Raw genomic sequence first — 13510 nt, 5'->3', positions numbered from 1 at the left:
ATGTTATACCCATCAGTAGATACATTAAAAAAAGAAATCGATTCAAAATACTCATTAGTAAGTCTAGCATCTAAACGTGCTCGTCAAATGCAAGAGGAACAAGACACTGAACGTTTACACAAGTATGTTTCCCATAAATACGTAGGGAAAGCACTTGAAGAAGTAGCGGCAGGTGTACTTACGAAAGTATCACAGGATGAGTCAACTGTGTACGAAGACGAAATCTAACATTGATAAGTAAGCTTTTGCCAAATTAATGTTAACTTCTTTCAGCAAATGTCTTTTGTACCGAAAGTATAGTGACAGGTACAGAAGTCTCCCACCTCTATAGGTGGTGAGATGAATGCCGATTTAAGCTACTTTTCAGTGGATGTCCAAACACCGCAGAAATAGAGGAACTAAGTCTAAGAACGCCACGTCCTGTGGCAACGACTGAGTGACCAACATCGGTGCTGTTGCTACGCTTTCGCACAGACAAAAACACGTTGCTGACGCTGCGTTAGCACTACGTTTTCGCGCAAAAAACATTTGTTGGCCTAAAGCCTCCGGACGCAATTATGCCGAGGCATAATTGATCGTTTGCAGTGGATTTTTGATTATACAGAATGTCGAGAGCTCCCGGGGAATGTTCCTTTGGGAGCTTATCATTTGAAAGGACGATTGTGCATGAATAAAAATATTTTACTTTGTGTTTCAGGTGGCATAGCAGTTTATAAGGCTGTCGCTCTAGTGAGCAAGCTATCTCAGGCAGGAGCAAATGTAAAGGTTATCATGACAGCATCAGCAAGACAATTTGTGAATCCGCTGAGCTTTCAAGTTATGTCCAAAAATGATGTTTTTTTCGATACTTTTGATGAAAAGGATTCGAGTGTTATTGCCCATATTGATTTGGCGGATTGGGCAGATTTAATTTTAGTTGCACCAGCTACCGCAAATGTCATAGGTAAATTAGCGAATGGAATTGCAGACGATATGGTAACGACGACCTTGCTTGCAACAACTGCCCCTGTATGGCTTGCACCAGCGATGAATGTACATATGTATGACCATCCAGCGGTAAAACGAAATTTGGCTCAGTTACAATCTGATGGCTATCAATTTATTGAGCCTTCGGAAGGGTTTTTAGCATGTGGCTATGTTGGTAAAGGTCGTTTAGAGGAGCCAGAAAAAATAACAGCGATTGTACAAGAGTTTTTTTCAAAGAAGCATAAGCCATTAGCTGGTAAAACGGTAGTGGTTACAGCTGGGGTGTCTTATGTTCCAATGGACGAGCACCATGTAATTAGTACGCAGGCGAATAGTAGAATTGGTCAGGCAATAGCAAAAGAAGCGAAAACACTTGGGGCAAATGTAATCCTCATAGATGATAACGATACAAGCGTGCATAAGCTCTTTGAGCAGGTTGAGGATTATAAAAAGCAATATCCATCTGCATTTTTTATCCATGCAGCAAATACGCCTACAATTGAAGGGGCACCAATACTATCAGTAGAAGGAATGACCGCAATAACTTTTGGGCAAAAAGTTATTGGTGAGCCCATGTTAACAATTATGTCTGACACGTGGATTGATTTTAGTGACACGGCAGAAGTAAATGGTCAATTGTGGGATACGACAAATGCCACGCAGTTTGCACAATCATTATGGACATATATATTACAGGGTGAGAAGCAATGAGTTTGTTGATTGCAGAGGTTATAGTGGATGTTTCAACTTACCATGTAGATCGTCCATTTGACTATGAAGTGCCTACAGAATGGGCACATATTATAGAGATGGGCTGTCGTGTAAAAGTACCGTTTGGGCCAAGAAATGTTCTAGGCTTTGTGGTCGGATTAAAAAATGAAACAGATGTACCATCTAATAAATTAAAGTCTATTGCGCAAATTTTAGATATAGAGCCTGTATTAACCGAAGAAATGCTGTTAATGGCAAAGTGGCTGAAAAACGAAACGATTTGCTATGAAATTGATGCCTTACAGGTCATGCTCCCATCAGCGCTTCGAGCGAAGTATGAAAAAATCATAACGCTACTAGAGGAGAAAGATGCTTTGCCAGATGAGGCTCAAGCTATTTTTGGTAAGCGACAACAGGCTAATTTCAAAGAATTCGAGCGTGCAGAATTACTTCCTTTATTAAAACAGCTTATCACTAATAAAATTGTAAAAATTGAAAATGTTGTGAAGCAGCAAGGCAATGTGAAAGAAATACGGATGGTCAAAATTTCAGATCATCAGCATGATATCGACAAAGCAATGGAAGGTGCAGCGAGAGCAGCTAAACAACGCCATTTAATTGAATGGATGGGCAAACATCTTGGAGAGGTCCTTTTGCCACAGAAAATCTATGAGGAAACAGGTGCATCTGTCGCGGTATTACAGTCAGTTATTGACAAAGGAGCTGCCCATTTTATACAAGAAGAGGTATATCGAGATCCTTTTACGAGAGAGGTTTCCCGTACGCAATCTTTACAGTTGACGGATGAGCAGCACGTAGCTCTAAAGGCTATTACTAAATCGATGGAAGAACAGACTGCGCAAACTTTTTTACTGCACGGCGTTACTGGAAGTGGTAAAACTGAAATATATTTGCAAGCGATACAAAAGGTGTTAGATGAAGGTAAGGAAGCCATTATGCTAGTGCCTGAAATATCATTAACACCACAAATGACAGAGCGTTTTCGTAGTCGTTTTGGTGAGATGGTTGCTGTGATGCATAGTGGCTTATCTGTCGGTGAAAAGTATGATGAATGGCGCAAAATTCAGCAAGGAAAAGTAAGTGTTGTTGTTGGAGCTCGTTCAGCGATTTTCGCACCTTTTACAAATTTAGGCCTCATTATTTTAGATGAAGAGCATGAATCAACCTATAAGCAAGAAGATTCACCTCGTTATCATGCTAGAGATGTAGCGATTTGGCGAAGTGAATTTTACAAATGTCCTGTTATATTAGGTAGTGCAACGCCTGCACTTGAATCATTTGCGAGAGCAAAGAAGGGCGTATATAGTTTGCTATCATTAAAGCAACGTGCTTTGCATCAACCGTTACCAACTGTTTTTATTGCCGATATGCGTGAAGAACTTCAAAAAGGGAATCGTTCTATGTTTTCGGAGCAACTTATTGATGCTATACGTGTAAGGCTTGAGAAAAAAGAACAGATGGTGCTGTTTTTAAATCGTCGTGGCTATTCTTCTTTTGTGCTTTGTCGTGATTGTGGAACGGTTGTACAATGTCCGAACTGTGACATCTCGTTAACGTATCATCGAACTACCGAGAAATTAAAATGTCATTATTGCGGATATGAGGAGCGTGTTCCTCATATATGTCCACAATGCCAGAGTGAGCATATCCGTTATTTTGGTACGGGAACACAAAAAGTCGAGGAAGAAATTTATAAGCTATTTCCTGAGGCAAGGGTTCTCCGAATGGATGTTGATACAACGAAACAAAAAGGCGCACATGAAGAAATTTTGCAGGCATTTGGGGAAGGAAAGGCAGATATTTTGCTCGGGACGCAAATGATTGCTAAAGGTCTTGATTTTCCAAATATTACGCTAGTTGGTGTCCTTAGTGCTGATACCTCTCTGCATCTACCCGATTACCGTGCAGCGGAGCGTACATTCCAATTATTAACGCAGGTTAGTGGTAGGGCTGGGCGTCATGAAAAGCATGGTGAGGTTATTATTCAATCGTATACACCAGAGCATTATGCAATAGAATTGGCCAAAATACAAGATTACGAGCCATTTTACGAACGCGAAATGTTTTTACGCCGCCGCTCTAGCTATCCTCCGTATTATTATGTAGCACTTGTTCAAATATCTCATGAGGATGTCATGATGGCGGCAGAGTATGCTGGACGTGCAGCGGATTGGCTAAAGGAAAACTTATCAAACAGGGTAGCAATTATTGGTCCAACAACTGCAAGTATTAGTCGTCTCCAAAATAGATATCGTTATCAATGTTTGATAAAATATAAAATTGAACCAAATCTCATTCCTGTATTACAGCGCCTTCTAGCGATGTATCGAGCGGAATGGATTAAACAGGGAATATTAATGACGGTAGATTTAGATCCGTCAACTATATAAAATGCTCCATCACCTAAATTTGAGCATGACTTTTTGTTGAAACGTATGTCATGGGTAAGTTGATTTCCGTTCCGGCTGGGCGACTCCTCGTGGATCAGCGATGGGGGAACGAAGGCTAAAACCATCACGTCCTGTGATAACGCCTTCGTGACCAACATCGTGTTGGCCCGAGACCCTGGAACGAGTAAAGCGAGTGAAGCGGCTCATCGAACGCCCCCAGGAAGTTTTGCTCTGTGCGAAAGCGAAGCGACAGTAACAAAGCGCCCAGCCGTAACGGAAATCAACCCTACGTTATGATATGAACTAGTTAGATAATGATGAGGCGTTACAAGACAAGGTATAAGCCTTAATATAGAAATGAGGAACATAACATGGCAATTAAAAAAGTTATTGAACATCCAGCAAAGGTACTATCAACGCCGTGCGCAGAAGTAAAAGAAATTAATGAAGAAATTATTACATTACTAGATGATTTATATGACACAATGGTTGAATACGATGGTGTTGGTATTGCTGCACCACAAATAAATGTAGGATTACGTGTTGCCATTGTCGAACTTGGCGAGGAACGAGATATTTTAGAAATGATTAATCCGACTGTCATTGAAACAGATGGTGCTGAAGTTGATATTGAAGGATGCTTAAGCTTCCCAGGATTATACGGTGAGGTTGAACGACCTGACTATGTGAAAATTGAAGCATGTGACCGTGAAGGACGTGTATATGAGTTAGAAGCGGGAGGCTTTGATGCACGAGCAATTTTACATGAAATCGATCATTTAGATGGCGTGCTATTTGATTCAAAAATCAAACGCATTGTAACTGAAGAAGAACTTGAAGCGATGTACGCTGAAGAGGAGGAATAATATGACTTCAATAATTTTTATGGGGACACCTGATTTCTCCGCGCCAATTTTGCGTATGCTACATCATGAAGGCTATGATATTAAAGCTGTAGTTACACAACCAGATCGTCCAGTTGGGCGTAAGCGTGTGCTAACACCACAACCTGTAAAGGTAGCAGCTATGGAGTTAGGTTTACATGTTATTCAGCCGGAAAAGCTACGCGGTTCTGAGGAATTACAGCAAATTATTGATTTACAGCCTGACTTAGTTGTAACAGCCGCTTTTGGACAAATTTTGCCGAAAGAATTACTAGATGCACCACCGCTTGGTTGCATTAACGTCCATGCGTCACTTTTACCGAAGTATCGTGGTGGAGCACCTATTCACCAAGCAATTATTGATGGTGAAAAAGAGACTGGTGTAACAATCATGTATATGGAGCAAAAGCTAGATGCCGGTGATATCATATCTCAAAAGGCTATCCCAATTGAGGAGGAAGATCATACAGGTGGACTATTTGATAAGCTAAGTGCTGTAGGCTCTGATTTATTAAAAGCTACACTTCCTTCTATTATAAATGGAACAAATAACCGTACAGTGCAGGATGAAGCGCAAGTAACCTTTGCAAGCAATATTTCGCGTGAACAAGAACGTATCGATTGGACAAAGGATGCTACAACTTTATACAATCAAGTGCGTGGTCTTCATCCGTGGCCAGTTGCCTATACAACCTTTGAAGATGGCAACTTTAAAATTTGGTGGGCACAGGTGGGTAGCACAAAGCATGATGCTTTACCTGGTGAGGTTGTTGAGATTTCGAAGGATCATTTTGAAGTTGCAGCAGGAAATGGTACAACACTTGCCTTGTATGATGTCCAACCAGCTGGTAAAAAACGTATGACAGCAGAGGAATATTTACGTGGTACAGGTTCTAAATTACAGATTGGGGACCAATTTAAATGAGTAAAAAAAGCGTAGTAATTTGGGATGGAAATGTGCGTGATGCTGCACTTTCTATTCTGTTAGCAGTGGATAAAAATCAAGCCTATAGTAATTTGCTTTTAAATGAAACGATCAAGCGACATAAAATTGAAACGAAGGATCGTGCGCTTTTAACAGAAATTACGTATGGTACTTTACAATATAAAATGACACTTGATTACTATTTAGAGCCATTTATTCGTGGCTCAGTGGATCATTGGGTGCGCTGGCTTTTACGTTTATCTTTATATCAAATGCATTATTTAACGCGTATCCCACCACATGCAGCGGTAAATGAGGCTGTAGAAATTGCTAAGCGTCGAGGTCACAAAGGGATAGCTTCAATGGTCAACGGTATTTTACGCTCTATTTTACGTCAGGGTGTAGCTTCTACTGATGACATTAAAGATCCAATTGAGCGCCTTGCTATTGAGACGAGTCATCCCGAATGGTTAGTGCAGCGCTTTGTCGATAACTACGGTATTGAAGTAGCGTCTGAAATGCTACATGAAAATAATGTACCCCCAGTGCAGACTATACGTGTAAATACGACGAAAGCAAGCGTTGAGCAAGCGATTGCCAGCATAGAAGCGGAAGGTTTATCAGCGCAAAAAAGCGAGCTAATGCCTGAATGTTTACATGTAACAAATGGTCAGCCAGCTCGAACAAAGGCATTCCAAGAAGGGCTTATTACTATTCAGGATGAAAGCTCCATGATTCCAGCAAATGTTTTACATCCATCACCTGGCATGCGCGTTTTAGATATGTGTGCAGCTCCGGGAGGAAAGACAACACATATAGCTGAGATTATGAAAAATGAAGGTTCGATTTTAGCGACTGACCTTCACCCTCATAAATTAGATTTAATCGACCATAATACGGATCGTCTAGGGATTGATATCGTAGAGACTGCTCCGATTGACGGACGTAAGGCACCGGATTTTCTACAACGAGAATCATTCGACGCTATTTTAGTCGATGCGCCTTGTAGTGGTTTAGGTGTTATGCGCCGTAAGCCAGATATTAAATATACAAAGCGAGAAGAAGATTTAGAAAGCCTCCAAAAAATACAATTGGCACTATTAGATGCGGCAACAAAAGTATTGAAAATAGATGGCAAGCTTGTGTACAGTACATGTACAGTGGATAAAAGGGAAAACGAAGGTACTGTAGAAGCCTTTTTAACAACGCATCCAGAAATGGAAGCTATACAACTAGAATCTTTACCAACAAAATTAGCGGAAAAGCAAGCAAATGGCATGCTTCAAGTCTTTCCACAAGACTTTGGCAGTGACGGTTTCTTCGTTGCCGCCTTTCGTAAAAAAGGAGAATCCAACTAATGGTGGATCAAGAGAAATTTAATGAGCGTATTAACGACTTAGTTGAAGAAGCAGAAGACAAGCCTGTTCGACGCCCGAAAAAAGAAAAACCAAATTTAAAGGAATCGGTATACTCATTACAGCCGGAACAATTAGAAGAATGGTTAAAGGAAAATGGAGAAAAACCATTCCGTGCAGCACAAATTTTTGATTGGCTTTATAATAAACGTGTAAAAACATTTGAAGAAATGTCTAACCTTTCAAAGGGATTACGTGAAAAGCTTGAAGCAAGTTTTGCATTGACGACATTGTCAACAATTATTCAACAGGAATCCAAAGATGGTACTATCAAGTTTTTATTCCAATTACAAGATGGCTATTCGATTGAAACTGTATTAATGCGTCATGAATATGGGAACTCTGTTTGTGTGACGACACAAGTAGGCTGCCGAATTGGCTGTACGTTTTGTGCGTCAACTTTAGGTGGATTAAAACGTCACTTACTAGCAGGGGAAATCGTGGAGCAAGTTGTCAAAGTACAACAAACTTTAGATGAATTGGGCGAACGTGTGTCACATATCGTCATTATGGGTATAGGAGAACCTTTCGATAATTATGATGCGATGATGAACTTCTTAAAAGTCATCAACCATGAAAAAGGGTTAAATATTGGTGCTCGTCACATCACTGTCTCCACATCAGGAATTGTTCCTAAAATTTATGAATTCGCTGATGAACAGCTACAAATCAACTTTGCAGTATCCTTACACGCACCAAACCAAGAGGCTCGTCAAAAACTGATGCCAATTGCACGTGCTTACAAATTGGATGAATTAATGGAAGCCGTTCGTTACTATACGAAAAAAACTGGCCGACGTGTTACTTTTGAGTATGGTTTAATGTCTGGTGAAAATGATTCTGTTGAAATTGCAGAAGAATTATCTGCATTAATAAAAGGACTTAAATGCCACGTAAACTTAATTCCTGTAAACTACGTACCAGAACGTGATTATGTTCGCACATCCCGTAGTCAAATCTTTGCCTTTGAAAAAACATTAAAGAAGAATGGTATTAACGTAACGATCCGCCGAGAGCAAGGTTCTGATATTGCTGCTGCTTGTGGTCAATTACGTGCGCAAGAGAGATCTGAAGAGACGAGGTGACCAGTGTTGGAATACACAGTCGAAAGTGATATTGGGTTAAAAAGAGCAATTAATGAAGACCGTGCGGCATTTTTTAAACGTCCAGACGGGCTTGCACTAGCACTTGTAGCGGACGGCATGGGGGGTCATAATGCTGGCGATGTAGCGAGTGATATGGCGATGAAACAGATAGAATCCGTTTTTTTACAGGCAGAGGCACATCATTTTGCATCAACAACATCAAAAAAAGAGTGGTTATTACAAGCAGTCAAGCAATTGAATAAAAGTATATATGACTATTCTTTATCACATGAAGACTGTAAAGGGATGGGCACGACGTTTATTGCAGTGTTAATTGAAAAAAATCATTGCTTTATCGCACATGTTGGCGATAGTCGTGTGTATTATTTCTTTGATGATGGTGCACAACAAATAACAAGAGATCACTCCTATGTAAATGTTCTGGTTGAAAATGGTGAAATTAGTGAAGAGGAAGCGTTGACGCATCCGAAGAAAAATTTCATCTTAAAAGCTGTAGGTACAGAAGAAACGATTGAACCTGACTTTTATGAAGTTGATTTAGCATCAGAATCGTATTTACTCATTTGCTCTGACGGTTTAAGCAATAAACTTACAGTGTATGAAATGGCATCAATTATTACGTATCCGGATTCAATAGAAGAAAAAGGACGAAAACTTGTGGAATTAGCAAATGCAAGCGGGGGAGAAGACAATATCTCCCTCGTGCTACTCACAAGGCAAGATGAGGAGGTGTAAGTATGCTTGTAGGTAAACGAATTAGTGATCGCTATAAAATTATAGGGCTAATTGGTGGCGGTGGTATGTCCAATGTTTATTTAGCACATGACATGATTTTAAACCGTGATGTAGCGATCAAAATATTACGCTATGATTTTACCAATGAGGATGAATTGCATCGCCGTTTTCAACGTGAAGCACTTTCTGCTACAAGCCTTACACACCCAAATATCGTTAGTGTTTATGATGTAGGTGATGATGGTGATCTACATTATATTGTGATGGAATATGTCCGAGGAAAAACATTAAAGCAGTACATACAGGAATTTGCACCAATTTCTCCTGCTAGAAGTGTGCATATTATGAAGCAGTTAACATCAGCAATTGCCAATGCCCATGAAAATCATATTATCCATCGTGACATTAAACCTCAAAATATTTTAATGGACGCTGAAGGCAATGTGAAAATAACTGATTTTGGCATAGCGATGACTCTTAGTGCAACGTCATTTACACAAACGAACTCCGTACTAGGAACGGTGCATTATTTATCACCAGAGCAAGCTCGTGGTGGTACGGCAACAAACAAATCTGATATTTATGCACTTGGCATTGTTTTATATGAATTATTAACAGGTGAATTGCCCTTCTCAGGCGAGTCAGCTGTTTCGATAGCGCTTAAACATTTACAATCTGAGACGCCATCCGTTCGTGCATTCGATGCTACAATTCCTCAAAGCGTGGAAAATGTTGTGTTAAAAGCTACAGCGAAAGATGCTTCTCATCGTTATTCAACTGTAGAAGAAATGCAAGCAGATTTAGAAACAATTTTATCGCCAAATCGAATCAATGAACCGAAGTTTGTCATACCGGAAGATAATGATGTGACAAAGGCTATTCCGATTATAAAAGAGCCAACTATACGTAAAGATGAAGATTTAACGAAGACAAGAGCAATCGAACCAATTACACAAGCAAAGCCGAAACCTGAGGCTAAGAAGCCTGTTGCAAAGACAGCACCTGTAAAGAAAAAGATAAAATGGCCAATATATGTTGCTGGACTATTAATAGCGGCTATCGCCATTTTCCTATTCCTTTATTTTGGCACAGATCTATTTAGCCCTAAAAAGACACCTGTACCTAGTGTGGCTAATTTGACAGTTGAGGAAGCTACTAAGAAATTAGTGGCTGAAGGTTTTACTGTTGGTAAAGAACCTCAGGAGCGTTATGATGAGAGCGTTGAAAAGGGTAAAGTCATTGAAACAGACCCTACAGAGAGTACAGAGCGTGTAAAAGGTACGGAAATAGACTTAATCGTCAGTCTTGGAATAGAAACGACGAAAGTGGAAGATTATAGAGGACAGCAAATCAGCCAAGTTCGATCAATGTTAAATGGTAAATTTTTAGAACCAGATATTAACTATGTGCATTCAACAGAGCGAGAAGGAACAATTATTGATCAAGATCCTAAACCTCAAGAAGAGGTAATCGCTAAAGATACAAAGATGGAATTTAAGGTAAGCGCAGGTATACAAATGGTTACCGTAGGTAATGTTGTGAATTACACGAAAGCTCAAATGGATGACTATGTTAGAAGAAATGGCTTAAAATGGAGTATTGCTCGTGAAGACTATCATAATACAGTAGCTGCTGGAAGTGTTATTTCCCAATTGACAAGAGCTGGGACTGAAGTTGAACCAGGCTCTACAATAGCTGTTGTGATAAGTAAAGGACCTGCCGAAAAACCTGTAAAAACTTTGGTGAAAACTGTGCATGTGGAAATACCATATGAACCAACAGAGGAAGGTATGGAGCAATCTATTCGTATTGAAATTCAAGATAAAGACCATACAATGTCATCAGCTGCCGATAAATTTACTATTACGGCTAATAAACCGTATAAAATACAGCTTGTTATTGAAGAGGGCAAAGTAGGCGCATATAGAATTATACGTGATTCGCAAATTATTGAGGAAGACAGTTTCAATTATGATGATGTTAAATAAGGGGGAATTGGATGGCGCAAGGCCAAATACGTAAAGCATTAAGCGGTTATTACTATGTATATGATGGAGAACAACTAATACAATGTCGAGGACGTGGGGTATTTCGTAATCGCGGGGAATCCCCACTCGTTGGCGACAATGTAGAATATACTCTGGAAACAGAGGGATCAGATGGTACTATTCAAAAAATTATGGAACGCCAAAATGAATTAGTACGTCCTCCAATCGCCAATATTGATCAAGGGATTCTTGTGTTTTCTGTAAAAGAACCTAATTTTAATACAATTTTATTGGATCGTTTCTTAGTTGTTTTAGAGTCATTTTATGTTCATCCGATTATTTGTTTAACAAAGATGGATTTGCTAGAAGATCATGAACGTGAGGAATTGCAAAGCTATATAGCAGATTATGAAAGTATGGATTATACCGTACTGCAAACCTATAAGGGTGAGGAAGAATTAGTTGATCGTCTACAACCTATTTTAAAGGGAAAAACTTCTGTATTAGCAGGGCAATCGGGAGTTGGGAAATCCACACTACTAAATACTTTAATTCCAGATTTAAATTTAAAAACCGGAATTATTTCACAAAGCTTAGGGCGTGGAAAACATACGACTCGTCATGTCGAATTAATCGAGGTATGTGATGGCTTATTAGCAGATACTCCAGGATTTAGTTCATTTGATTTTGATGAAATAGAAAAAGAAGAATTAGGCGCATGCTTCCCTGAAATGGCCCGTATGGCAGATGATTGTAAATTTAGAGGCTGTTTACACTTGAAGGAACCAAAATGTGCAGTAAAGGCAGCTGTTGAGGCGGGAGAAATTCGTGACTACCGTTATAAACACTACGAACAATTTATGCAAGAAATTATGGATCGAAAGCCGAGGTATTAATGATGATACAAATAGCACCATCAATTTTAGCAGCGAACTTTGCTAAATTAGGAGAAGAAGTAAAAGAAGTAGAAAAGGCAGGGGCACAGCTTATTCATATCGATGTTATGGATGGTCATTTTGTGCCAAATATTTCTTTTGGCTCTATTGTATTAGACGCCATTCGTCCTTTAACTGATTTACCGCTAGACGTTCATTTAATGATCGAAAATCCTGATCAATATATTGAACAATTCGCCAAAGCAGGAGCAGACTATATTACGGTGCATGTTGAAGCTTGCCGCCATTTACACCGCACGATCCAATTAATTCGCTCATATGGAGTCAAACCTGGTGTTGTATTAAACCCACATACACCAATAGAATCTATTCAACACGTTTTAGAAGATATTGATATGGTGTTGTTCATGACAGTGAATCCAGGATTTGGTGGGCAAAAATTCATTCATTCTGTTGTGCCAAAAATTGAAGCATTAGCAGCTATTATTAAAGAACGTAATCTCGATATTGCTATAGAGATTGACGGTGGTATTAATGCAGAGACTATTATTCCTTGTGCCAAAGCAGGAGCAACAATTTTTGTAGCTGGTTCCGCTATTTATAGTAAAGAAGATCGTTCTGCAGCCCTACAGGAAATTTTAGCTGCTGGTGAGGCAGCGATTCAAGGATGACAGTAGTCGTTGTTTGTGCAGGTGGGCCAAGAGCGGAACTCTGTTCATTTAGTCCGTATAAAGAACAAAGTGATGTGTTATTTATCGGAGCAGACCGAGGGGCTCTATATTTAATCGAGCAAGGAATCACACCGCATGCCATAGTAGGAGATTTTGACTCACTATCGCAAGAGGAATACAAGCTGGTGATGGCACATACAAATGATAGACAACGATTCCAGGAAGAAAAAGATGAAACAGATACGGACTTAGCGTTATTAAAAGCTTTGACCTATACACCGCTAGAAATTGTACTTACAGGTGTTACAGGTGGTCGTTTAGATCATTATGAGGCAGCAGTTCGTTCGATTTATCGATTACAAAAAGAGCATCCGCAGGTAGTGTTAAAGATTATTAATCATGCAAATATGTTGCAATTTTTAATGCCGGGCAAGCACTTTATTGAAGTAAACGAGCAATACCGTTATTTGTCTTTCTTTGCACATGAAGAGCCGATTAAAGATGTGACATTAAGGCATGTGAAGTATGAAACAACAAATGAGGAAATCTCTCTTGGTACATCTCGCTTTACAAGTAATGAAATAATAGGGAATTCAGGGTCTATATCTTTCTCGCAAGGCATATGTTTAATGATAAGAAGCATAGATTAGCATAAGGGGGAGAGAGTCCTGAAAGTATATACGTTCCAGCTGCCGAAATTTGTAAGTAGTATTACGCGTACATGTATCAACATTTTTAAAAAAGAAAAGAAAGTAAAAAAATCCGACTAACACTAGTCGGATTTTTCTTATGGTATTGGAAA

The 13510-nt window shown here is 39.5% G+C and carries 15 protein-coding genes; 13 read left to right on the top strand and 2 right to left on the bottom strand.

Annotated elements, in window-relative coordinates; all coding sequences use genetic code 11:
• Positions 1–228 carry a DNA-directed RNA polymerase subunit omega gene (gene rpoZ / locus ACYQ73_RS03420; RefSeq protein ID WP_053483349.1) on the top strand — a complete coding sequence of 76 codons (228 nt, stop codon included), beginning with the start codon at positions 1–3 and terminating at the stop codon, positions 226–228.
• Positions 229–325: 97 nt separating this feature from the next.
• Here the strand turns inward: rpoZ and ACYQ73_RS03415 are convergent, their stop codons facing one another.
• Positions 326–472, bottom strand: a complete 147-nt coding sequence (locus ACYQ73_RS03415) for a hypothetical protein (protein WP_460011147.1) — start codon at positions 470–472, stop codon at positions 326–328.
• 194 nt (positions 473–666) lie between these two features.
• Here ACYQ73_RS03415 and coaBC point away from each other — a divergent pair, with 194 nt between their 5' ends.
• Positions 667–1677, top strand: a complete 1011-nt coding sequence (gene coaBC, locus ACYQ73_RS03410) for a bifunctional phosphopantothenoylcysteine decarboxylase/phosphopantothenate--cysteine ligase CoaBC (protein WP_460011146.1) — start codon at positions 667–669, stop codon at positions 1675–1677.
• Positions 1674–4088 (top strand): primosomal protein N', encoded by a 2415-nt coding sequence (gene priA / locus ACYQ73_RS03405; RefSeq protein WP_460011145.1) that lies wholly within the window; start codon positions 1674–1676, stop codon positions 4086–4088. The genes coaBC and priA overlap by 4 nt, the downstream gene beginning before the upstream one ends.
• 48 nt (positions 4089–4136) lie before the next feature.
• Here the strand turns inward: priA and ACYQ73_RS03400 are convergent, their stop codons facing one another.
• Entirely contained in the window at positions 4137–4295 is a 159-nt protein-coding gene (locus ACYQ73_RS03400) for a hypothetical protein (RefSeq protein WP_460011144.1), read from the bottom strand.
• A gap of 164 nt (positions 4296–4459) precedes the next feature.
• On the opposite strand from ACYQ73_RS03400, the gene def reads away from it, so the two are divergent.
• The 10 genes from def to spoVM are packed head-to-tail and all read left to right on the top strand — an operon-like array spanning position 4460 to position 13478.
• Positions 4460–4954: a peptide deformylase gene (gene def, locus ACYQ73_RS03395; RefSeq protein ID WP_460011143.1), complete on the top strand. Its 495-nt coding sequence runs from the start codon at positions 4460–4462 to the stop codon at positions 4952–4954.
• Position 4955: 1 nt separating this feature from the next.
• Positions 4956–5897, top strand: a complete 942-nt coding sequence (gene fmt / locus ACYQ73_RS03390; RefSeq protein ID WP_460011142.1) for a methionyl-tRNA formyltransferase — start codon at positions 4956–4958, stop codon at positions 5895–5897.
• Positions 5894–7255 (top strand): 16S rRNA (cytosine(967)-C(5))-methyltransferase RsmB, encoded by a 1362-nt coding sequence (gene rsmB, locus ACYQ73_RS03385; RefSeq protein WP_460011141.1) that lies wholly within the window; start codon positions 5894–5896, stop codon positions 7253–7255. Before fmt ends, rsmB begins: the two co-directional genes overlap by 4 nt.
• The gene (gene rlmN / locus ACYQ73_RS03380; protein ID WP_460011140.1) at positions 7255–8397 is read left to right on the top strand and encodes a dual-specificity RNA methyltransferase RlmN; all 1143 of its coding nucleotides are present in this window, start codon (positions 7255–7257) and stop codon (positions 8395–8397) included. Before rsmB ends, rlmN begins: the two co-directional genes overlap by 1 nt.
• Positions 8398–8403: 6 nt before the next feature.
• On the top strand, positions 8404–9153 hold the full coding sequence (locus ACYQ73_RS03375) for a Stp1/IreP family PP2C-type Ser/Thr phosphatase (protein ID WP_460011139.1): 750 nt from the start codon (positions 8404–8406) through the stop codon (positions 9151–9153).
• A gap of 2 nt (positions 9154–9155) precedes the next feature.
• Complete coding sequence (gene pknB / locus ACYQ73_RS03370) at positions 9156–11141, top strand: Stk1 family PASTA domain-containing Ser/Thr kinase (protein ID WP_460011138.1); 1986 nt, start codon at positions 9156–9158, stop codon at positions 11139–11141.
• A gap of 11 nt (positions 11142–11152) precedes the next feature.
• Entirely contained in the window at positions 11153–12037 is an 885-nt protein-coding gene (gene rsgA, locus ACYQ73_RS03365) for a ribosome small subunit-dependent GTPase A (RefSeq protein ID WP_460011137.1), read from the top strand.
• Between the two features lie 2 nt (positions 12038–12039).
• Positions 12040–12708: a ribulose-phosphate 3-epimerase gene (rpe, locus tag ACYQ73_RS03360; protein ID WP_049668396.1), complete on the top strand. Its 669-nt coding sequence runs from the start codon at positions 12040–12042 to the stop codon at positions 12706–12708.
• Positions 12705–13358, top strand: a complete 654-nt coding sequence (locus tag ACYQ73_RS03355; protein WP_460011136.1) for a thiamine diphosphokinase — start codon at positions 12705–12707, stop codon at positions 13356–13358. Before rpe ends, ACYQ73_RS03355 begins: the two co-directional genes overlap by 4 nt.
• Positions 13359–13376: 18 nt before the next feature.
• Positions 13377–13478, top strand: coding sequence for a stage V sporulation protein SpoVM (spoVM, locus tag ACYQ73_RS03350; RefSeq protein ID WP_100544041.1), 102 nt, complete (start codon positions 13377–13379; stop codon positions 13476–13478).
• Positions 13479–13510 lie beyond the last annotated feature (32 nt).

Source organism: Lysinibacillus sp. CTST325 (assembly GCF_054665055.1).
This window is presented reverse-complemented; position numbering and strand designations above follow the sequence as displayed.